Origin of the sequence: Paenibacillus wuxiensis, from assembly GCF_040195695.1 — a bacterium.
Taxonomy (GTDB): domain Bacteria; phylum Bacillota; class Bacilli; order Paenibacillales; family Paenibacillaceae; genus Paenibacillus_B; species Paenibacillus_B suaedae.
Genome location: NZ_JBEFZI010000001.1, coordinates 445784 through 469600 on the forward strand (window position 1 = coordinate 445784; position 23817 = coordinate 469600).

A 23817-nucleotide genomic window follows, 5' to 3' on the forward strand; every position below is an offset into this window, starting at 1 on the left:
ATGGATTCCGGATTTCGTCTATGACAACGCATGGATATGGGAGATGAATAATAAATGAAGCAAAACAAATACGATGATGCGAATTTCTTTGCCGCATATGAGAATATGCCCCGTTCTATCCATGGGCTAGAAGGAGCGGGAGAATGGCATGTATTACAGTCACTAATTCCAGATTTGCGCTACAAGAGTGTGCTAGATCTGGGCTGCGGCTTCGGCTGGCATTGTAGATATGCCCGAGAACAGCATGCCGACTCTGTAATAGGGGTTGATATTTCAGAGAAAATGCTGGAGAAAGCACGTGAATTGACAAATGATTCGTCAATCTCCTATTTACAAATACCAATTGAAGACATTCAGTTTGCAGATGAGCAATTTGATGTGGTGATTAGTTCGTTAGCCTTTCATTATATTGAGTCGTTCGATACGATTTGTGACAAAGTCTATCACAGCTTAAAACCAGGGGGCGTGTTTCTGTTCTCGGTCGAGCATCCGATCTTCACTTCGCGCAATGAACAAGACTGGGTGTACGATGAGCAAGGGAATATCCTCCATTGGGCAGTGGATGGCTATCAGGATGAAGGGAAGCGTGAAACGGCCTTCTTAACGGAGGATGTCGTTAAGTATCATCGAACGTTTGCTACGTATATGAGTAACTTGATTGATGCGGGATTTACGATACGTGCAGTGAAGGAGCCGACTCCATCTAAGAAAATGCTGCGAGAAATACCCGGGATGACTGATGAACTGCGCAGACCCATGTTCTTGATTATTTCTGCTACTAGAAGTTGATATTTTAACGAGGGTAAACCATTTTCTATTTGCACTTTTTGTATGATCAGGTACGAAATAGAGAACGGTCTTTTTGTTGTTGTTACGTATCCTGTCAATATTTATGTTCAAATGTGCAATTTTTGTCTTGCCATGTGGGAGTAGGTGATTTACAGTGAAAACAAGGGATATTTTAGCAGGTTTATTTTAGCCAAAAAATGTAGAAACTACGCAACTTTTGTACTTTTTATACGTCTAATAATACGTCCGTTCTTAATAGACAAATAGAATAGTGCGGAACATGACGAAAGGATGTAGAGGTGAAGATGCAGAAAAAACAAAAATTTGCGGTTGGATTGCTATTAATGCTGTTGTGTTTAGTGTTTCCTACGCTGGGACAAGCTGCACCTAATACGAGCTTGTACTTGAATGGAAATTCTTTGGCGATGCCAGAGAACATTTTGATGCTGAACAATTCGGTCATGGTCCCGATTCGCGTCGTTTCTGAAGAGTTGGGTTATAAGGTTGATTGGAATCAGAAGGCGAAGACGGTAGCTATAAATGATAATAGCAGAAGCATGAATCTCACCGTCAATCAGAAGACGGCGACAGTTGACAACAAGAGTGTTACACTTGTTGCACCACCGGTTATTAAAGGCGAGACTACACTAGTCCCACTTCGTTTTATCGGGGAGAATATGGGGTTGAAAGTGGATTGGGACAACTCAACCAAATCCGTGTACATGTTCACTTCTGACGAAGTAACGCCCCCAACACCTGATAAAGGCAATGAGGACAAGCCGACAAAGCCGGACAACGGCAATGGAGATAATGGCAGTAATGGTGGAGACCAAGCAAAGCCAGATAACAATACTTCAGTCGTTACGAACTTTTCTTTTGACAATAATCAATTACATATTGCTTTAGATCGTAATGTAAGACCGAGCATTATGACGATGGACAGCCCTAACCGGGTAGTTATTGATTTGCCGAATGCAGTGTTCTCGGACGAGTTCTATGAAAAATATAGTTTCAATAATGATGGGCAAGGGGAATATGTAGTATCAGATTACCCAGATGTTCAGCGCATTCGCTTTGCAATGTTCAGCGATAAGCCGAATACAGCGCGCTTCGTTATTGATTTGAACTACCCGTTGAATGGTGAAGTCACACTGAATGATCAAGGTTTGACGACCATTTCGCTGAATCAAAAGAGTGGAAATGACGATGGGAACGGCAATGGCGGAACAACGAAACCACCTGTAACGCCAAACAAACCAAATGGTACTTATACCGTTGTGATTGATGCAGGCCATGGAGGCAAGGACTCCGGTGCGCTTAGTTTAACGAAGAAGACGGAAAAGGACTTTACTTTGTCACTTTCCTTGAAAGTCGGAGAACTGCTTCGTAAAGAAGATAAGATCAATCTTGTTATGACGCGCGAAGACGACTCATTCCCTGAATTATCGGATCGTTCATCGCTTGCGAACAAAATTGGTGCGGATATATTCGTATCGATACATGGAAACAGCGCGAAAAATAGCCCTTCCGTAACAGGTACGGAGACGTTCTATTATCACAAGAGCAGCGAAGCATTTGCCAAGACGTTGCACAAAAATTTATTGAATGGAACGCAACTGAAGGATCGGGGTATCAAATTTGGAGATCTCCATGTCGTTCGAGAAACGAAGATGCCGTCGGCTCTGCTCGAAATAGGCTTCTTGACGAGCACGAATGACGAACCAAAAATGTATGACGACCAGTTCCAATGGCGCGTTGCGGAGAACATTGTCAAAGGGATTAAAGAATATTTGGGCGTATCCTGATTCCATAAAAAATGCAACCTTTGACGATCTGTTGCGTTATGAACGATGTAAAGGAGGTCGTGCTTCATGAAGACACGAAAATGGTGGGCACTTGCTGCCGCAGTTCTATCCATTACAATTATAAGTGCATGCGGTGCTAAGCCGACAACAAATGGAGCTGCTCAACCTGAGCAGCCAACAGCTGAACAACCTACGACGGAGCAGCCGACAACAGAGCAGCCGAACGAGGAAAAGCCGTCAGACGAGACAACGAAGCCTGAGCAGCCAACAACTGACAAAGGTCAAGAAACGAAGTCTGACAAGCAAGAAAAGTCGCTTGACGTATTTGTCTCTGATGATCAGCTGATGGAATTGAAGTCGTATAAGAAGACGATCCAGTTCTCTAATGATGACGAGAAATATGAAGCTGCACTTTCAGCGTTGAAGACATCTGACAATGATAAAGATATTCCGTTGTGGGAAAAGATCGACTTCAAATCTGTGAAAATGGATAAGGGAACGCTAGTCATTGACATTCATATTCCGGAAGAGGGTCATCTTGGAGCGGGCGGAGAGGCTTTTGCATTGGATGCTCTTACTAAAACGCTGTTCCAATTCGATGAAGTAAAGGCAATTGATATTCTGGTAGATGGAAAGTCAGATGAAAGCTTGATGGGCCATGTTACGTTGAAACATCCAATCAAGCGTCCATAGAGATCTGCACGAATCATGTAATTGAACAAAATAATACCAACAATTATTCAAGAACAGGGGCAGGAATTGCCCCTGTTCTTGTCGAAAAAGAACATCTTACGAAGAAATATATGTGGAAGGGGATGCATCATGCAAATAAATTCTAAACCGCGTGCACGCAAAGCGCGTGCATTGACAAGTGCGCTCTTGGCCGTATCCATGATGCTGACATCTATGCAATTTGCGATGGCAGCTGAATCAAATACCGCTACAAAGACAAATCAAGTTACATCAACTTCGAGTACAAGTCCGATATTCAGCGATGTTAAGCTTGGTTATTGGGCAGAGAAACATATACATAAGCTTGCAGCATTGGATATTTTAAAGGGGAATAACGGCAAGTTCCGTCCTGGTGACGATGTAACGCAGCAGGAAGCCATTACAATGGCAATTCGGTATATGGGACTAGAGGGTGAATTGAATGCTGCAGATTCCGTAGCACTACCTGCTGATTTTAAGGTCGGAAATTTCTTCAAGCCGTATATTGTTCTGGCATTCCAAAAAGGGCTGTTGGAAAAAGAAGAAGAGATGGCGAAGCCGGATCCGAAGCAAGCATGGGGCGATCAAAAGGCAACCCGTGAATGGGTGACGAAAATTTTGGTTCGTGCTGTAGGAAAACAAGCAGATGCAGAGCGTGCAAAGAACAAGAAGACGACATTTGCCGATAATAGCAAGATTAGCGCGTCTGCATTAGGATATGTCAACACTGCTGTTGATCTGGAATTGACTACGGGAATGAGCGGCAACAAATTCGAGCCGCAAGGCAAAGTAACGCGCGCGCAGCTTGCAACATTCTTCAGTCGCGGAGAAAAAGTATCTAAGGTAAAGCACGCATTCGAATCATTCGGTTATGTGATGAGCCTAACGGATCAAGAGATTCGCTTGTATACGGAAGAGGGCAAGACAGCAACCTTCCGCCGCGATAAAAACACGATGTACTACAAAAATGACAGCGAGCAGGCGATCAATGCCTCCGATATTGGCCTATACATGAAAATCCGTGTCGCTGGACAATCGGGAAGCGCGGCATATGTTGAATTATTAGACGCTGAACCGAAGGTGGAAACTTCAACGGTTAAGCTGAGATATGTTGCGCCATCAGAGAAGAAGCTGTATTTCACGAAGGATGGCTCTGATGCATTGTCTGATATTGTGTACGACAACAGCACGACTGTATTTAAGGATGCCAGCGGCAACACGATCGATCCTTCTAAGCTGATGGCGGACAGTGAGCTTGTCATCAAGCGTGAGACGTTTACGAATGAACGCAAAATTATTGAGGTTCAAGTAAAGTCTGGGCCTGTCAACAAATCGGCCAAAGGTACTATTACTTCTATTGATGTGAGAAGCCGTTCCGTGACGATCAAGAACGAACAAGGTGAGAGCGAAACCTACACGGTTGTGGAGGGAGCTTACGTTCGGTATAAGGATCAATTGTTGTCAGGCCTTAGCAGTATCAAGGAAAATGACACCGTCAATTATACGGTGAAGAATAGCGCCGTAACGGAAATCGAATTGACAAATGCCCAACAAGTTACGATTTCTGGTACGCTGTACGAAAAAGGTGCGACGAAAACGAGCATCACGATCCGAAAAGAAAACAATGAACTCGTAGCGAAGCTGCTTGCTCGTGATGTAAAGATTGAAATTGATGGAATGAACAATCCTACGTTCGACGATATTGTCGCAGGAGAATACGGAGATCGCGTCGAGCTGGCCATGAACAGCGAGGATCAGGTTGCCAACATCAAAGTAATGAACCGCAAGGCGGAAATGATAATTGGAGCTACAGTTGTAGATTTTGATAAAACGAACAAACTGTTAATGGTAACTGACGAGCGCAAAGAACCTCACGTCTTTAAGCTCACATATGAGACTCGCTATGAGAATAACGGCTCCAAGGTTGGACTTGAGGATATCGCAAATCAGCTTAAGGATGGCAAACGCAAGGTGAATGTGCAACATACGGCCAAAAACGCGCTTCTGGTGCAGCTCGTCAACAAATTCGAAGGAACATTCGTCTATGCAAGCTCTACCGCGAAGACAGTGACGATGAAGCTTGCGAACGGACAAACGGTAACACTGCCTTATAAGGGGACTGAGCTAAGCGTAGAAAAGTATGGGAAAAACAATGTGACCTTGAATGATGTGAATAATGGTGATACAATAGTTGCCTACTTCACGGATGATCAATCCACACTATCGTCTCTCGCTGTTCGGCAAACGCTACAATTCGATATCGCGTATCGGGATGCGTCGGGGTATCGCCTTCGTCTGCGCTCGAGCGACTCGAAGGTTGAGGACTTTTATGTGGGAAATGCCAAGATCTATGATCTGAATAATAAAGAGATCAAGATTGCAGACTTGAAGGATAATGACTATGTCAACGTTGTAATGGACGGACGTTCTATCGTGGAAGTGCGTCAAGTTCAAGTTACTTATGGCCGAGTAGAGTCTGTGGATACAAACAACGGAACAATTCGAGTACGCGACAATGCTGGCTCCTTATCAGTGCACCAAGTAGGCAAGAACGCGCAAATTCAGATTGATAATTCTTCTTCTACTTCGAATTTGAGCGCTTTGAAAGAAGGAGACCGCGTAGAGGTGCGCAAGGACACAAGCGATCTTTCAGCTGTGAAGCTGGTCAGCGGAATGAAGCGCAGCTTCTGGCGCTATAATTCAAATACAAATGAATTGTATGTAAAGCGCACGATGGCTGAAAACAATTATATATTCAAAGTTCATCCGAATGCATTTATTCATTCGAAGGGCGAGAAAACCAGCCTGTCTTCCATTAAAGAAGATACCGATATTATGTTGTATATCATTAAGGATCAGGTTGTTGAAATCGAGAAAGTGTCTTAAACTACGATTAGGTTCACTTCGAACCGTCTCACCTTAGCGGGTGAGACGGTTTTTAGATGTGAATAGTCAAGCAGAATGGATAGAAAGGTGAGGTGACTTCCAGATGGCAACAAGTGCCCGCGTCCGACATATTCTCGATACGATTGGTCAGATGTACCCTGACGCGCATTGCGAGTTGACTCACGCCAATCCGTTCGAATTGACAATTGCAGTCCTGTTGTCAGCGCAGTGCACGGACGAGACGGTGAACAAAGTAACAGCTACGCTGTTCCAGAAATATAAAACACCGGAAGACTATCTAGCAGTTCCGCTTGAAGAGCTGGAGTCAGATATTCGGCGCATTGGCTTATTCCGCAACAAGGCCAAAAATATTCAAAAACTATGCCGCATGCTCATAGATAAATATGAGGGTGAAGTACCAAGGGAGCATGCTCAGCTAACAGAGCTTCCAGGTGTCGGCAGAAAGACGGCCAATGTGGTCGTATCCAACGCCTTCGGTGTTCCTGCAATGGCAGTGGACACACATGTCGAGCGCGTCTCCAAGCGCTTGCGACTTGCCAACGAAGACGATAGTGTGTTGGAAGTGGAGAAAAAGCTGATGCGTAAAATTCCCCGTGAGGAATGGACAGATACGCATCACCGGTTAATCTTTTTTGGACGTTATCATTGCAAAGCGCAATCCCCCAAATGTGACATTTGTCCGCTGTTAGATAGCTGTCGAGAGGGTAAAATACGTATGAAAGCGACCAAACCTAGAAAGACTGGAAACTATAAGAACGTGGATGGGAGTCGGTCGTGATGAAATGTATTTCGGTATACACGAATGATTTTGAACAATTCTCTAATATTTATGAAAAGATTATGCAAACACCTATGCAAGAGGATGAAGAACGTGAGATTGATGGCGTTACGGTATATGCAGCTGGACAAGTTCCTGATCAGTATGTAGAACGTATGCGTCAAAAACGTGATGTTGTCGTAATGCGCGTGAAAGATTCAGGCATTACTATTTTACAGCGCGGAGAACAATTCGAAATCATTCTCCCCGAACAGCAAAATATGGTACACTAGAAACCGAGTATAAGGCAAAAAGAGGAAGCCGATTACTCGGTTTTTTCTATGCGCAAAAACGACAATTCGTGTTCCGTTAGGATAAAAGCGGTGAGGGAGACGTGAATGGAGAAGATGAATGCGAGGTTGCACACCAATTCGGCCATTGTGGAAAGAGATAGCGATGAACTCGGAAAATGGCTGAAGCATACAGCGGATCAGATGCGGCATAGGGGAGATGTGCAGCACGCCGAGAAGATGATTGAGCTTGCGAAGAAGTGGCAAGAAGCGATTGTGATGGTCACGTTTTGTGGACACTTTTCGGCAGGCAAATCAAGTGTAATTAATGCATTATGCGGCAAGCAGCTGCTTCCGTCGAGTCCGATTCCAACGAGTGCGAACGTGGTTACGCTCCGCTACGGAGAGCGTCAGGCGCGGGTTCTACGCAGATCTGAACAAGATGGAACGGTTCTTGAAGAGCCTGTGCAATTCGAGCAGCTGGATGATGTGTGCCGTGATGGTGCTGGTATAGAACGTGTCGTTCTCTTTGATGAAATTGATTGGATGAAGCAAGGCGTTGCTCTGCTGGATACACCCGGAGTAGATTCTACAGATGCGGCACATCGAGCAGCTACGGAGGAAGCCATGCATCTGGCTGACATTGTGTTCTATGTGACGGACTATAATCACGTCCAGTCGGAGACGAACTTCGCATTCGCGAAGGAGGTTGCAGATGCAGGTAAGCCGCTTATCTGGATTGTGAATCAAATCGACAAGCACAGGGAGCAGGAGCTTACCTTCGAATCGTATCAGAGCGATGTCCGAAGTGCACTTGATGCATGGCAGTTGAAGCCCGAAGGCGTATTCTACATCTCTGTAAGGCAGCCAGAACATCCATTGAATGAATGGAATGCATTAGAAGCCTATGTTCGTCAGACGGCGAGAGAACGGCTGCCGCTCGTTCGATATGGTATCTTACGTGCGGCACGTGAGCTCGTGTCTGCCCATGCAAAGGTTTTAAAGGAGCCGTTTGTAAGTAAACGTGAACAGCTAGTGGAACGTATAGGCGACGAAGCCTCTTTGGCTACTTGGAAGGAACAGCTGCATCTAACGGAACAGCGCATTGCAGAGCTTACAGCTCAGGAGCAGGAAGTAAATGCATCGTTCCAGAAGCAAGTGCAACAGCTGCTTAGTAATGCGAATGTTACGCCTGCAGTAATGCGTGAACAGGCGCAGCGATATTTAGAATCCCGCAAGCCTGGCTTCAAGGTCGGTTTCTTATTCTCCAGTGCGAAGACAGACAATGAACGCACGCAACGACTGCAGTCCTTCACATCCATCTGGAAGGAAGGGTTGCGGGCAAATGTTGAGGTTCATCTCATCCAAATGATTCGCTCGCTGGCTGAAGAGGTAGGAGCAAACGAGCAGGAAGCATCGGCTGCGATGGAGCAAGCCATGCCTGATCTAGGTGATTCCTGGCTTGCTGATTCGGTGTCAGAGGGAGCGAGCGGTTCACCTGAGTATACCTTGAATTATTGCAGATCAATAGCTGATGAAGCACGCGCGATGCTGCGTAGAGCCGCTTTGACAGTGGCAGAGCCATTACTAGAGATCAAGCTCCGTCAATATCGTGAAGAGCTTACGCGGGCAGAATCTAAGCTTGCTTCCATGAGCGAGCTCTCCCTCGAATTCTCGGAAGTGGAGAATCGACTACAAGCTACTACAGGGATAGAATCGGAATTGGTTCAAGCCATACAATTATGGCTGCCTGCTGATAAGCTGGAATGTGGCTGGATGGGTCTTCTTCCCGATATTCACAGCTTGAAGCAGGAAGCAAACAGCAAGGAGAAGGTAGTAGACCAGCAGCATGCTGCAGAGGCCAGGAACCAGGAACGCGTTCACAATGCTCCGGCCGGTAGTGGCATAATTGATCACGTACAGCAGAGACGTTCAGATAAGCAGGCAATCGTTGAATCATGGTTGGAGTTGTCTACAGAGGCTGATGGGCTCGGGACAAGCGGCAATCTGGATAGACATGCCCAAGATCAATCTTTTGTAAAAGACTCTGAGCGCAATCTTACTGATCATGGGTCAGCACCTGGTGGAACAGAACAGCGATCAGAGGCTGCTGCTCCTAGCCAAGTTCGGGGCAAGCTGGTCCATACAGCTCAGAAGCTGGAGCAAGCAGCAGGCGTGCTTGAACGGCTGGAATCGATGCAGATGCTCGCAGCAGAGATGCGGGAGAAGGCGAAGCGGCTTGACGAGAATCGCTTTACGGTTGCCTTGTTCGGTGCGTTCAGTGCAGGCAAATCATCGTTCGCGAACGCCCTTATCGGGCAAGATGCACTGCCAGTATCACCCAACCCGACAACAGCCGCAATTAATACGATCGAGGCAGCGACAGATGAGCATCCGCATGGCACGGCTCGCGTAACAATGAAGCGCGAAGCAAAGCTGCTTGATGACCTTCGCTATGCACTAGAGACCTTGGGCGAGCCTAATGCATCCACCATGGATATGGATGAAGTGCTCCATGCGCTTGCGCGAATTCGTCCAGAGACAATTCATCCGTCTGGGCGGCCATATTATCGATTCATTCAGGCTGTGGATCGTGGGATAGATGAGGCTCGAGGCCTATTAGGTCAGGAGCTAATGGTTGATGAGGCACAGTATCGCTTATTTGTGAGTGATGAATCAAGATCAGCGTTCGTAGAGCGCATTGATTTGTTCATAGACAGTGAGCTTACGAGACAAGGCTTCGTATTCGTAGATACTCCGGGTGCGGATTCCATTAACGCAAGGCACACGGGCGTTGCATTTGAATACATGAAGCAGGCGGATATTATATTGTTCGTGACGTATTATAACCATGCCTTCTCCCAAGCTGATCGACAATTCCTTACGCAGCTGGGTCGGGTGAAGGATGCCTTTGAGCTTGATAAAATGTTCTTTGTGGTCAATGCATCTGACCTTGCTGCCTCACCTGATGAGCTGTCAAGTGTACTGGATTATGTGGAGGATCGTCTGCGCGAATTCGGTGTGCGCAGTCCGCGGCTATTTCCGATTTCGAGCTTGCAGGCATTGGAGGGCAAGCAGCAAGCGCAGAAGGACAAGATTAGAACGTCGGGTATAGGTGAGTTTGAGCAGTCATTCCTAGAGTTCGCGGGCAATGAGCTGACTCAGCTCAGTATTCATTCGGCTCACAAAAGTCTGGATAGGGCAGCAAGACAGCTGAAGGCGATGTGGGATGCCTCACATGCCGATGCAGCAGAGCGTGAAAGGGAAGTCATTCGTTATCAAGCATTGGCCGAACAAGCGCGTCGCAGCTGTACGGAGTGGCTGGAGCGTGATGAATCAAGCCTATTCCAGCAGGAAGCAGATGAATTGCTTTACCATGTGGGTCAACGATTGCAATTCCGCTTCGGTGATATGTTCTCTCACGCCTTCAATCCGGCTTCCCTGCGCAGAGATGATCGGGATATAGATAGTGCGCTGCAGCGCTGTTATGTGGAATGGATTCGCCTATTTAGCAAAGAGCTTGCGAATGAACTGTATGCGACCTCATTGCGGATGGAGCAAGGGGCCAAGAAGATGGTGATGAGCTATCACAATCGCCTGCAGCAAGCCATAACGGAGCAGCTGCCCGGATACTCACCGGCTGATGTGGATATGGGGGCTTGGCCAACGCCAGAGGTATCAGGTGAGCTGGACTTGCCGAATGTAACAACGCGGTGGATTCGTGGTTATTTCCGCAATAGTAAGGCCTTTTTCGAAGGCAGCGGTCGCAGCGAACTTAGACAGGCGCTGGAGCTGCAGGCGATGCAGGTGGTTAAGCGGGTAACAGAAGCTCATCGGGAACAATTTATCGAACATATCCTCACTCACTATAATAAGGTCATTCAAAAGTCCTACAAGGAGCTGTCAGACGCATTGGATCTGTATATGGAAAGATTGAACAATGCGCTGCATGCAAAAGTGGATGAAGAATTGCTTCAAGCTGTGATTAGTGCTTTGGAAGAGGTTATTTCGACAGATTCATAAAAGCATCCAAGTGAAGAGATGAATTCACGCGGAATCGATATCAAAACCGTATAAATTGCGTTCAAACGCTTACTGGGCATATGCTCGGTAAGCGTTCTTTGTTGAATAATGAACGACAAGTCAGTAAATCAGACGATTTAAAAGAAATGAATGGATATGTTACTGCAAAGCTCGGAAAAATCGGGCACAAACGGCATTATGATGAAATTGGCGTTTTGCTGTTGTGTTTTCATGATGATAAACTGCATTACATCTCACGAGAACGTAGAAAAGGGGAGGAGAAATCATGAACGTCTTCAAGCGGCTAAGCACTTTTTACTGGCCGAAAAAAGGCTACCTATTCGTATCTATACTTTGCTTGATGGCGGCAACAGCGCTCGGATTGGTGTATCCCAATATGCTGCGCATCTTGATTGACGACGTCATAGCAAAAGAACGATTCGATTGGGTGCCTTGGCTGTCATTGACGGTGGTCGTCGTTGTCAGCATCAAAGGCACCCTCACATTTTTACACGGCTATTTTGGCGGTCGTCTAGGCAACTATGTTGCCTACGAAATGAGAAATGCCTGCTATCGCAAGCTGCAATTCCTTTCATTCCGCTACTATGACAAGGCAAGAACAGGGGATTTGATGTCCCGCTTGACTGCAGATCTTGAAGGGATACGCAACTTTGTTGGGTTCGGCTTCGCACAAATTTTGAATATGGTGCTGATGGTTCTTTTTGGCGCTGGAATGATGTTCTCAATTGATTGGAAGTTAACGCTAACAACGCTTATCCCAATACCGCTGTTAATTCTAGTCGCGCTTCGGTTCGAATCTAAGATACATCCGGCCTTCCGCGAAATGCGCGTCGCCTTCAGCCGCCTGACAACGGCAGTACAGGAGAATATTACGGGCGTTCGTACAGTCAAATCTTTCGCGCGTGAAAGCCATGAAGTTGATAAATTCTCTATACGGTCTGAAGCGTATAAGGAAAATCAAATTCATGCTGCGACACTATGGGGACGATACTTCCCTGTGATGGAACTTCTTGCTTGCTGCTGTGTGGTCATGCTGCTTGCGCTTGGCGGAACGAAGGTCATTAACAAAGAGCTGTCGCTTGGTGAATTAGTTGCCTTCTTCAGTATGATCTGGTACATCATTGGCCCGATGTGGGGAATTGGCTTCCATATCAATAACTATACGCAATCGAAGGCATCTGGAGAGCGTGTGCTGGAACTGCTGGATACCCCAATTGACATTGCGAACAATGATCGTGCGGTTGTATTGAATGATGAAGAAGTTAAGGGACATGTTCAATTCAAAGATGTTACCTTCCGCTATGAAGGTGATGTAAACGCTCTTAGCCACATTACGCTAGACGCAACACCTGGGAAGGTGATTGGATTGCTTGGCGGTACAGGAGCGGGCAAGTCAACAATTATTCAACTGCTCATGCGCGCGTATGATGTGAAGTCAGGTAGCATTATGCTGGATGGTCATGATATTCGAGACTTGGATGTGAAGAGTCTCCGCAGTCAGATGGCTACCGTATTCCAAGAGACATTCCTGTTCTCATCTTCGATCTATAACAACATTGCTTACGGACGAGATGATGTGACCGAAGAAGAAGTGGTTCGAGCAGCGAAGCTTGCGCAAGCACACGACTTCATTATGGAGCTGCCGCTTGGCTATGATACGATTGTGGGCGAACGCGGTATGGGACTCTCAGGCGGTCAGAAGCAGCGGATTGCGATTGCCCGCGCGCTGCTGAAGGATCCGAAGATTTTGATTTTGGATGACGCAACAAGTGCCGTTGACATGGATACTGAACATGCGATTCAGGCTGGCTTCCAAGAGGTTATGCGTGGACGTACGGTATTTATAATCGCACACCGTATCTCGTCGCTGCGGCATGCAGATGAGATTCTGGTATTGGATCAAGGGAGCATCGCACAGAGAGGTACTCATGAGCAATTGATTGAGGTGCCGGGTACCTATCAAGATGTATATCGTATTCAGTATGCTGATAAGTTTGAGTCAGAAGATCAGATGGATTCTACCACCGATGGAACGTCGAACAGAGAGCAGGTGAGAGTATGAGTGGAGCACGATTCACAGCAGCATCCACGGCGGCGAGCCCGGCGAATGAAGACGAGAACACAGCTGCGGAGAACGCAGAACGTAAGCGTTCCCGATTCGTCTATCAAGATGATGAAGCAATAGAAAAGCCGTTCAACTGGGCTCAGATGCGTCGCCTGCTGGTGTACATGAAGCCGTATAAACGCCAACTGCTGCCAGTATTGTTGGTAATGATGGTTCTGGGTACGCTTACGAAACTGGCAATCCCATTTCTCATCAGCTATGCCATTGACCATGCGATACAGCCCGCTGACGGAAACCCATCGCTGCATATGCTGTATATGATCGCGGGAACGGTGTTTGGACTTTATATTGTGCAGTGGGGCGCCAATGCGTTCCGCATCAAATTTATGAATGTGATTGGCCAGCGCATTATTCATGATTTGCGAGGGGATCTGTTCAAGCACATTCAGAAGCTGTCATTCCATTTCTATGACAAACGTCCAGCTGGTTCCGTGCTAGTGCGCGTGACGAACGACGTCAACTCCTTGCAGGAACTGTTCACGAACGGTGCTGTCAATACGCTAATTGATTGCATGCAGCTAGCAGGTATAATCATTATCCTCTTGTTCTTGAATGTTCAGCTTGCACTGGCAGTTATGATTACGGTTCCAATCATGTTCTTAGTGTCGACGAAGCTGCGGAAGAAGATCCGCTTCGCTTGGCAGGACGTCCGCATGAAGCAATCGCGGATTAATTCTCACTTGAACGAGGCGATCCAAGGCGTTCGTGTCACTCAAGCGTATACACAAGAAAAGCAGAACATGGAATTCTTCGATCATATGAACAATGTGAATAAGAAGTCTTGGGATCGCGCTTCTGCCATGAATCAATCGTTCGGCCCTGTTATCGAGATAACAAGTGCTGTAGGTGCATTTATTCTATTCATGTACGGTTCCTATTTGATTCAGAGCCATGTGATTACAGTTGGGGTACTATTCGCATTTGCTCAGTACATCGGGAACTTCTGGGAACCTATTAATCGCTTGGGGCAAATGTATTCGCAAATGCTAATTGCTATGGCTTCTTCGGAACGCATCTTTGAATTTATGGATGAACAGCCATCTATTGAGGATACAGCGAAATCAAAAGTGCTTCCACCAATCCATGGCGATGTGGAATTCGAGAACATAATGTTCGAATACGAGAAGGGACGTCCCGCGTTGAAAGGCATTTCATTATCAGCCAAGGCAGGCGAGTCCATCGCGTTAGTCGGACACACAGGTTCCGGTAAGAGTACAATTATCAATTTGTTGTGCCGTTTCTACGATACGACAGAAGGCCGTGTCACCATTGACGGTCATGATATTAAGCAAGTTACAATTGAAAGTCTGAGGTCGCAGGTTGGTATTGTATTGCAAGATACCTTCATCTTCTCAGGTACGATACGAGATAATATTCGTTTCGGCCGTCTCGACGCAACAGATGCAGAGGTAGAAGCGGCAGCTCGGGCCGTGTATGCGCATGACTTCATTGCAAGTATGAAAGATGGCTATGACACTGAGGTCGAGGAACGCGGGAATGTGCTGTCCATGGGTCAGCGTCAGCTTATCTCGTTCGCACGTGCCTTGCTTGCAAACCCTAGAATATTGATTCTTGATGAAGCGACTGCAAGTATTGATACCGAGACCGAATTGAAAATTCAAGAAGCATTGAAGACGTTGCTGCAGGGTAGAACCTCCTTCATTATTGCGCACAGGTTGTCTACGATTCGCAATTGTGACAATATCGTTGTGCTTGATCATGGGGTTATTCAGGAACAAGGTACGCATGATCAATTGATGAATCTGCGTGGCACTTATTACAATCTAGTAGCGGCTCAGTATAAGTACATGTAGTCGCACCGCGTGTAGCGATAGAGCGATTCTGCTGCTTGTAATTGCTTCTGTGTCTTGTACAATCGTATAGGAAATTGATGAAGAGGCGGCCGAATTGCTCGGTCGCCTCCCTTGTTGCCAGGGAACGTGGTAACAGCTGACTCAGTTTGCAAATAGGACCCTGAACAGGTAATGTAAAGGGAGAACAGAGTTCAGGGATTGAGACAGGAGGACTAGGATGAGTCGTAAAACGGCATCGCGGCAATGGTTATGGATTGCTTCATGCGGCGTGGGATGTACGCTGCTCTTGCTCGTTGGCTTCGGACTTGGAATTGCGGATATTATCTATCCTGCTTCTGTTCCGTTTGCGGATGCGCCTGGGGTGAAGACTTCACCGACAACAGATACCGCCACTCACTCGGAGCAAGAGATACGGATTGCTGCTCTTGGGGATTCTTTGACAAGAGGTACTGGCGACGGGACAGGACAAGGATATGTACGACGTGTGTTGAGTACGCTTGAGAAGAGCAAGGAGAAGCCGGTTACGCTTCTGAACAATCTGGCAGTGAACGGGCTTCGTGCAGATCAGCTTGTGGAACGAATAGAGAAGGATAGTGCGGGTTATGTATTGAAGCAAGCGAATGTCATCCTACTAACGATTGGCGGCAATGACTTATTCCAAGGTGCTCAATCGGAACAGATGAGCGCCAAGGAAATGCAGCTAGATACACTCGTAGCCAAGGTGGATGCTGGCATTGTCCACTTGAAACAGGTGCTGACTCAACTGCGTAAATGGAACCCGGATGCGCTTATCATCTATGTAGGACTGTATAATCCATTCTCGGATCTGCAGGCGATGCGTGAAATAGGAAATGCCGTCGTTCAGAAATGGAACGATTCAGCTTATGCGTTTATCAATAAGGACCAGAATATGATGATGGTTCCAACCTACGATTTGTTCCAGCGGAACAGCAGCAAATATTTATCTTCTGATCATTTTCATCCTAATGGAGACGGATATGATGCCATTGCGAAGCGGATTGTGCAGAGCATTCAATAATAGAAGGACACTAGAGGACGGCCAGGAGGTGGCTTGGTGATGGAGCATGCGAAGGAAGTTATATTATCTGTAGAACATGTGAAGAAGAAAATAGGCTCTAAGCTGATTATCAAGGATGTAACTTTCGAGGTTCGAGCAGGCGAAATTTTTGGCTTCCTCGGGCCGAATGGGTCTGGCAAGACAACGACTATTCGAATGCTGGTGGACTTGATTACTCCCACTTCAGGCCGGATTCAAGTATGTGGTCTGGATGTGAATCGAGATCCGGAGCGGGCCCTGCGGCATGTTGGCTGTATCGTAGAGAACCCGGAAATGTATAACTTTCTGACAGGATGGGAAAATTTAGAACATTTCGCGCGGATGGTAAGCGGCATTGGTCAAGAACGCATTCAAGAAGTTGTCGAGATCGTTGGGTTGTCGAATCGAATTCATGATAAAGTGAAGACCTATTCGTTAGGGATGAGACAACGGCTTGGGATCGCGCAAGCATTGCTTGCTGAACCGAAGCTGCTCATTCTGGATGAACCCACGAATGGATTGGATCCACTCGGCATTAAGGAGCTGCGATCATTTATCCGTACGCTGGCTGACAGTGGTATGGCTGTGTTCGTCTCGAGTCACTTGTTAAGTGAAATTCAACTAATGTGTGATCGCGTTGCGATTATCAGCCATGGTGAAGTGCTTGCTGTAGATGATGTCGAACAGCTGCTTACGGGACGCAATCAGTTTGTAGTATGGCAGGCACAGCCTGCGGAGCGGGCTATGGAGCTGTTAGCAGAAAACGACGGGGTTACAATCTATAGCCGAGAGACAGCGCCGATTGACGAGTCTACCTTGATCGGGATACCTGACTACGCAATCGTAACGGAAACTGCACCGGACATCATTCCAGAACTGAATCGCAAGATGATGCATGCCGGCATCCAAATCGAAGGAATCCAGCATATTATGCCTACCCTAGAACAGCTATTTCTAGAATTAACGGAGGGTGAACGCATTGAGTAGCTTGCTGCCGCTTATCCACAATGAGACATTAAAAGTGTTGAAGAAAAAACGATTTTATGTCATCATGCTCATATTGATTGTGTTAATTCCTGTCTTCACATATGCGCAAATGAAGATGGCGGAAAATAGTAGGGAGAAGTTCAAAGAGGACTGGCGACTGGAGCTGCAGCAGCGCATCACCGATATTCAAAATTCGCTCGGAAGCGACCGAATACCCGAAGAGTGGAAGAAGTATCGGCTCATTATGCTGCAGCAGCTGCAATATTATTTGGACCATGATGTGAATCCGAGTGAGCCGAACGGGGTGACATTTACCCGTACTTTTATGGACAATGCAGTAACTCTGTTCATTCCGCTGCTTGTTATGGCGATTGCTTCGGACATCGTTTCATCGGAGCGGTCTACCGGCACGATCAAGATGCTGCTGACTAGGCCGGTTCGCAGGTGGAAGGTGTTAATGAGCAAATGGATTGTCCTGATGATGTTTACCGGAATCATTGTCGTGATGACAGCACTGCTTGCTTATTTGATTTCAGGGGCGGTCTTCGGGTATGGAGGCTGGTCTTTTCCGATATTTACCGGATTCTCGGTAGCGGGCACGAACGTGGATTTCAATGCCGTACATACGCTTCCCTCATGGCTGTACTTGCTTATGCAATGTGGCCTTATCTGGTTCTCCAGCATCGTAGTCGCAGCACTTGGGTTTATGATATCCGTGCTCGTCCGAAGCACAGCGGCAAGTATTGTAACCTTAATGGCTACCCTGATTGCAGGTACCATCTTGTATAATATGGCCTCTTCTTGGCCGACTGCCAAATATCTGTTCATGATTAACTTGAAATTGACGGACTATATGGCGGGTACTCCGGCCCCTGTAGAAGGGATGAGCTTGCCGTTCTCGCTTGCTGTATTAAGTGTATGGGGCATTATTTCCCTATTCATTGCATTCCGTGTCTTTACGAAACAGGACATCTTGAATTAAAATATACAAGAATGCGAAACATCTGTTTGCATCCGGACGATATAAGTAATGGGGCATTTTGTTGTTCCTCTCGTCCGGCAGCGGCAGATTTTCTTTTGCCAACGAAGGTTGGAACGCTAATAAGGTAGCATTTTATTTATGAAGTACGCATTTGGTATGAAGCACGTATTATGGTATGGAACGCGCATGATTATTGATTATGCACTACATGTATTTTTGAAGGAGGAGCATGAATGGTCGAGCAAGTCGATATGTTCGGACAGTCGCCTGAGAATGGGGGGGCATCTGGCAACCGCAATTCTGAGTATGGGGCTGACGACATTCAAGTGCTCGAAGGGCTTGTCGCGGTACGCAAACGGCCAGGGATGTATATTGGCAGTACAAGCTCCTCGGGGCTGCATCATCTGGTATGGGAAATCGTAGACAACGCTGTCGACGAGCATCTCGCCAAATTTTGCTCTCAGATTGATGTGACAATTCACAAGGACCAGTCGGTCACCGTTCGAGACAATGGACGAGGAATTCCGACAGGTATGCATAAGACAGGGGTACCGACCCCGCAGGTCGTCTATACGATCTTGCATGCGGGTGGTAAGTTCGGTGGTGCAGGCTATAAGAAATCTGGCGGTCTGCACGGCGTTGGCGCTTCAGTCACGAATGCGTTATCGGAATGGCTTGAGGTGGAGATTTGTCGAGACGGCAAGATTCATCGCATGCGCTTTGAGACATGGACGGATAAGAAAGGCAAAGAGCATGTCGGCGAACCGGTAACGGGGCTGGAGATTGTCGGTAATACGAATCGCACAGGCACGAGGGTAACATTCAAGCCGGATGCGAAGGTATTCCATGGCAATATTCATTTGAATTATGACAATCTTGCTGAACGATTGCAGGAGATTGCATTTTTGAACTCTGGCTTACGGGTCACATTGAAAGATGAGCGGACAGGGAAGGAAGAAACTTTCCTTTATGAAGGCGGAGCAAGCGAGTTTGTACGCTTTTTAAATGAAGATAAAAACGTGCTGCATGAAGTGATTCATTTCACTGCTGAGAAGGATGATGTTGAGGTTGAGATTGCACTTCAATATAACGATGGGTATACGGAGACAATCGTATCGTTTGTAAACTCGATCCCAACTCGTGGCGGCGGTACGCATGAGACAGGCTTCAAGACAGCCTACACGCGTGTGATGAATGAATATGCGCGCAAGAACAGCTTGTTGAAGGAAAAGGATAAAAACCTAGACGGAAACGACCTACGTGAAGGCATGATGTCGGTCATTAATGTGAAGATGTCCGATGTGGAATTTGTTGGTCAGACGAAGGATCAGCTCGGTAGTGCCATGGCTAGGGGCGCTGTAGATACAATCGTAGCAGAGCATATGAGCATTTTCCTGGAGGAGAACCCACAAATTGCGCAGATGTTAGTCAAGAAGGCCATTCAGGCGTCAAGGGCGCGTGAAGCGGCACGTAAGGCGAGAGAGGATGTGCGCTCAGGCAAGAAGCGCAGCGAGAGCTCAAACCTTAACGGCAAGCTGACACCAGCGCAGTCTAAGGATTATACACGCAATGAGCTCTTTATCGTCGAAGGGGACTCGGCGGGCGGTTCTGCGAAGCAAGGACGCGATTCCAAGACGCAGGCAATCCTGCCGCTGAAGGGGAAGCCGATGAACCCGGAGAAGGCCAAGCTGGCCGACATCTTGAAGAATGATGAATATCGGACAATTATCCATGCAATCGGAGCAGGGGTAGGCTCCGACTTCGATGCGGATGAGAGCAACTACGCGAAGATCATTATTATGACAGATGCCGATACTGACGGTGCGCATATTCAGGTGCTGCTGCTCACGTTCTTCTATCGTTATATGCGTCAGCTTATTGATAAGGGCAAGGTATATATTGCACAGCCTCCGCTCTATAAGATATCGCATAAGAAGGGCAAGCACTCGACGGTTCGCTATGCTTGGACGGACGAGCAGCTTGCTAGCTACGTGAAGCAGTTCGGACAAAGCGCTGAAATTCAACGCTATAAGGGTCTTGGCGAAATGAATCCCGATCAACTGTGGGAAACGACGATGGATCCGGAGACGAGAACACTGCTGCAGGTGCAGATCGATGACGCTGCCAAGGCAGAGCGCCGTGTGACGACATTAATGGGCGACAAGGTGGAGCCGCGTAAGCGCTGGATCGTAGAGAACGTTGACTTTGCGGAGTTCGAGGAATAGAAAGGTGAGAGACACATGAGCGTATCGGAACAATTCAAACCCGCGTTCTTGGAAGACGTGGTTGGCGACCGGTTCGGGCGCTATTCCAAATATATCATTCAAGATCGTGCGATACCCGATGTCAGGGACGGTCTCAAGCCGGTACAGCGACGCATCTTGTATGCAATGTATGAATCCGGCAACACACCGGAAAAGCCATACCGTAAGTCGGCCAAAACGGTCGGGGACGTCATGGGTAATTACCACCCGCACGGGGATTCTTCAATATATGACGGCATGGTGCGCATGGCGCAGCCATGGAAGATGGGGCATGTCCTGATTGATGGTCACGGCAACTGGGGGTCAATCGATGATGATCCAGCAGCTGCAATGCGTTATACAGAAGCCAGATTGTCCTCCATTGCGATGGAGCTGCTTCGGGATATTGAGAAAGACACCGTTCCGTTCCGTCCAAATTTTGATAATACGGAAGAAGAGCCTGTTGTATTGCCTTCGCGCTTCCCGAACTTGCTCGTAAATGGTGTTAGCGGGATTTCGTCCGGCTTTGCAACGGAAATTCCCACACATAATTTGCGGGAAGTGATTGAGGCATGCATCGCCATGATCGACAAGCCCGAGATTGATCTGGATGAGATTATTAGCATTGTGCAAGGTCCGGATTTCCCTACAGGCGGAATCATCATGGGTGCGGAAGGCATTCGCGATGCATATCGTTCGGGTAAGGGCCGCATTTACATTCGCGCGAAGACGGATATTGAGGAGATGCGCGGAGGTCGTCAGCAGATCGTCGTTACCGAAATCCCGTATCAGGTCGTGAAGTCGCGTCTCGTTACCGCAATGGAGAACATCCGATTAGAGAAGAAAGTAGACGGTATTGCAGAGGTTCGTGATGAAAGTGGACGCGAAGGGATGCGTATCGTCGTTGAGCTGAAGAAGGACGCGGATGCGAACGGCATTTTGAACTATTTGTTCAAGAAGACCGACTTGCAAGTGACCTATAACTTCAACATGGTAGCGATCGTGAACAAGGCTCCGATGCAAATGGGTATTTTGCCTATGCTCCAAGCCTACATTGAACACCAGAAGGAAGTTGTCACGAATCGTACCCAATATGACTTGTCGAAGGCAGAAGACCGCGCACATGTGTTGGAGGGCTTGGTCAAGGCGCTTGATATATTAGATGCGGTTATCGCGACTATCAAAGCTTCGAAGAATCGTCAGGATGCACAGCATAACTTGATTGAACAATTTGGCTTCTCCGAACGTCAAGCTGATGCGATCTTGACATTGCAACTGTACCGCTTGACGAATCTGGAATTGACTTCATTGATGAAGGAATTAGAGGATATTCGCAAGAAGGTTGCCGACCTTCGTTCGATTCTGGAGAGCAGCAAGAAGCTGATGAAGGTAATTAAGAAGGAACTGACGGATATTCGTGATCGATATGGAATTGATCGCCGTTCAGTCGTGCAGGGGGAAGTTGAGGAAATCAAGGTGAACCTTGAGGTCATCGTAAATGCCGAGGATGTTCTCGTTACCTTGTCCAATGATGGATACATCAAGCGGACGAGTCAGCTATCCTTCACACGATCTGGCGGAGAATGGGATGCATCTGGCGTTAAGGAAGGCGACTACATCCGTCAAATTTATGAAGTGAACACCTTGGATCGCCTGCTTATCTTTACGCAGCGGGGACAATATTTCTCCTTGCCTGTCCATATGATTCCAGAATTCAAGTGGAAGGACAATGGTACAGCCATCGTCAATGTGATTCCGATTGCGAAGGAAGACTCTATCGTAGCTGTTATTCCAGTCAAGTCATTCGCAGACGAGTTGAGTTCGCTCTTGTTCGTTACGCGTCGTGGCCAAGTAAAGCGTACGATGCTCAAGGAATACGAAACCAACCGTACAGGGGCAGTCGCTGCTTGTAAAGTAGCAGACCAAGATGCGTTGTTGGCTGTCATGCTCAGTGATGGGGCAGCGGATCTTCTTCTCGTGACCGAGCAAGGAATGTCTATCCGATTTACAGAAGCGGAAGTGAATCCGATGGGACGCGCAGCTGGTGGTGTTCGTGGAATGCAGCTTAAGGATGACGATGCAATCACAGCAGCTCTTCGGGTCACTGGTGAAGAGGGCGAGATTACTGTTCTAACGGATATTGGATGGGGCAAGCGTTCGTTGCTGCTGGATTACCCAACACAGGGACGCGGCGGTAAAGGAATGGCTACATTCGAGTTCAAAGAAGGGAAGCGAGTGAAGCCGAATGGGAAGAAGTTAATTGGCGCTTACTTCAGTAAAGAATCGTATCCGATTACGATCATTACGGAACAGGGACACTTGCATCAGCTTATTACTGAACATGCCCCTCTCATGGATAAGAGAGCGCAAGGCCGAAGCTTGGTTGCAATCGATAAGGAAGATAGTATTGTAAATACGATGATTATTACCCCACCATCCGTCTAATCGAATGGCTTATGCGGTGGATTCAACACATCGTGCAGGGTATTGATAATCTCTAATAGGACCCACAATGGTACGGGCTCATCGAGTCGTTCTATCCATTGTGGGTCTTTTATGATCCCGATCTCCATTGCTTTGCGGAAAATACCGGATTTGTCCTGATCCATTGTGTCCCCTCCTCGCAGTTAAAGCATCAAATTAGTGAGAAGTTGGTGTGATAGATGCCTATACAACAGTATATGTGCTAGTTGATTGCTTGGTTCCTGAACTTTCTTTGGCAATAAATTTGTAATTAAATGGCATTATGCTAAGATTAGGGATGTCCTATCTACTTTGCTGTGGTATAATTTAGGTGTTTGTAGATCGACATGGAATAAAGGGGGAGTCGTTTGCATGCATGCAACCGAATTTGCCAAGCTATGGTCGAAGTTATCCAAGGATTATAAGTCAATGATGGACGAGTCCCTGGCGCCAAGCTTGACAGAGAGCCAGTTAACCGTATTAGAACGAATTGCGGAATATGGGAAGGTTAAGCCTTCTGATCTGTTGCCTCACTTAGCTACGACTCCTGCTGCGATTACAACATTGATGGATCGGATGGAGAAGAATGCTCTAATTATTCGAGAGCGAGACCAGGATGATCGTCGAATTGTGTGGATCCAGGCAACCGAATTCGGAGAACAGGAAATGCGCCGTGGAGTCGCTATTCGAGAGAACTACTGGAATGAAATTTTACATCGGATTTCAACGCATAACCAGCAGCTGCTTATCCTTTTGCTTGGCAAGCTGACTCAGCCGCCACAACCGTCTACTGTTGAGAAAGAGACGGCTGCAGCGTCAGAGCCTGTTCGTGCAGGCCAATAA

16 protein-coding genes are annotated in these 23817 nt (G+C 47.1%); 15 read left to right on the top strand and 1 reads right to left on the bottom strand.

What is annotated here, in order from left to right; genetic code table 11:
* Positions 1 to 54: 54 nt before the first annotated feature.
* The 14 genes from ABN764_RS02075 to gyrA all read left to right on the top strand — a co-directional run bounded on the left by ABN764_RS02075 (position 55) and on the right by gyrA (position 22956).
* Positions 55 to 789 (top strand): class I SAM-dependent methyltransferase, encoded by a 735-nt coding sequence (locus tag ABN764_RS02075; RefSeq protein ID WP_446670762.1) that lies wholly within the window; start codon positions 55 to 57, stop codon positions 787 to 789.
* 305 nt (positions 790 to 1094) lie between these two features.
* Positions 1095 to 2594 carry an N-acetylmuramoyl-L-alanine amidase family protein gene (locus ABN764_RS02080; RefSeq protein ID WP_446670763.1) on the top strand — a complete coding sequence of 500 codons (1500 nt, stop codon included), beginning with the start codon at positions 1095 to 1097 and terminating at the stop codon, positions 2592 to 2594.
* Between the two features lie 66 nt (positions 2595 to 2660).
* On the top strand, positions 2661 to 3287 hold the full coding sequence (locus ABN764_RS02085) for a GerMN domain-containing protein (protein WP_028533077.1): 627 nt from the start codon (positions 2661 to 2663) through the stop codon (positions 3285 to 3287).
* Positions 3288 to 3416: 129 nt separating this feature from the next.
* Positions 3417 to 6191, top strand: coding sequence for an S-layer homology domain-containing protein (locus ABN764_RS02090; protein ID WP_446670764.1), 2775 nt, complete (start codon positions 3417 to 3419; stop codon positions 6189 to 6191).
* 103 nt (positions 6192 to 6294) lie between these two features.
* Positions 6295 to 6990 carry an endonuclease III gene (nth, locus tag ABN764_RS02095; RefSeq protein ID WP_021254622.1) on the top strand — a complete coding sequence of 232 codons (696 nt, stop codon included), beginning with the start codon at positions 6295 to 6297 and terminating at the stop codon, positions 6988 to 6990.
* Positions 6990 to 7262 (top strand): hypothetical protein, encoded by a 273-nt coding sequence (locus ABN764_RS02100; protein ID WP_021254621.1) that lies wholly within the window; start codon positions 6990 to 6992, stop codon positions 7260 to 7262. Before nth ends, ABN764_RS02100 begins: the two co-directional genes overlap by 1 nt.
* 105 nt (positions 7263 to 7367) lie before the next feature.
* Entirely contained in the window at positions 7368 to 11282 is a 3915-nt protein-coding gene (locus ABN764_RS02105; protein WP_446670765.1) for a dynamin family protein, read from the top strand.
* Positions 11283 to 11568: 286 nt separating this feature from the next.
* Entirely contained in the window at positions 11569 to 13365 is a 1797-nt protein-coding gene (locus tag ABN764_RS02110) for an ABC transporter ATP-binding protein (RefSeq protein ID WP_072728013.1), read from the top strand.
* Entirely contained in the window at positions 13362 to 15242 is a 1881-nt protein-coding gene (locus tag ABN764_RS02115) for an ABC transporter ATP-binding protein (RefSeq protein WP_072728015.1), read from the top strand. Before ABN764_RS02110 ends, ABN764_RS02115 begins: the two co-directional genes overlap by 4 nt.
* A 217-nt stretch (positions 15243 to 15459) precedes the next feature.
* Complete coding sequence (locus ABN764_RS02120; protein WP_268623362.1) at positions 15460 to 16281, top strand: GDSL-type esterase/lipase family protein; 822 nt, start codon at positions 15460 to 15462, stop codon at positions 16279 to 16281.
* A gap of 39 nt (positions 16282 to 16320) precedes the next feature.
* Positions 16321 to 17286: an ABC transporter ATP-binding protein gene (locus ABN764_RS02125; protein ID WP_174809285.1), complete on the top strand. Its 966-nt coding sequence runs from the start codon at positions 16321 to 16323 to the stop codon at positions 17284 to 17286.
* A complete protein-coding gene (locus ABN764_RS02130; protein ID WP_021254615.1) occupies positions 17279 to 18268 on the top strand; it encodes an ABC transporter permease in 990 nt (329 codons plus the stop codon). The genes ABN764_RS02125 and ABN764_RS02130 overlap by 8 nt, the downstream gene beginning before the upstream one ends.
* Positions 18269 to 18501: 233 nt before the next feature.
* Entirely contained in the window at positions 18502 to 20493 is a 1992-nt protein-coding gene (gene parE, locus ABN764_RS02135; RefSeq protein ID WP_446670766.1) for a DNA topoisomerase IV subunit B, read from the top strand.
* A 15-nt stretch (positions 20494 to 20508) separates the two neighbouring features.
* A complete protein-coding gene (gyrA, locus tag ABN764_RS02140; RefSeq protein WP_446670767.1) occupies positions 20509 to 22956 on the top strand; it encodes a DNA gyrase subunit A in 2448 nt (815 codons plus the stop codon).
* Here gyrA and ABN764_RS02145 read toward each other — a convergent pair.
* Positions 22953 to 23120, bottom strand: coding sequence for a hypothetical protein (locus ABN764_RS02145; RefSeq protein WP_021254612.1), 168 nt, complete (start codon positions 23118 to 23120; stop codon positions 22953 to 22955). The two genes, gyrA and ABN764_RS02145, sit on opposite strands and share 4 nt — an antisense overlap.
* Before the next feature lie 226 nt (positions 23121 to 23346).
* Between ABN764_RS02145 and ABN764_RS02150 the strand changes: the two genes are divergently transcribed.
* Positions 23347 to 23817, top strand: coding sequence for a MarR family winged helix-turn-helix transcriptional regulator (locus ABN764_RS02150; RefSeq protein WP_021254611.1), 471 nt, complete (start codon positions 23347 to 23349; stop codon positions 23815 to 23817).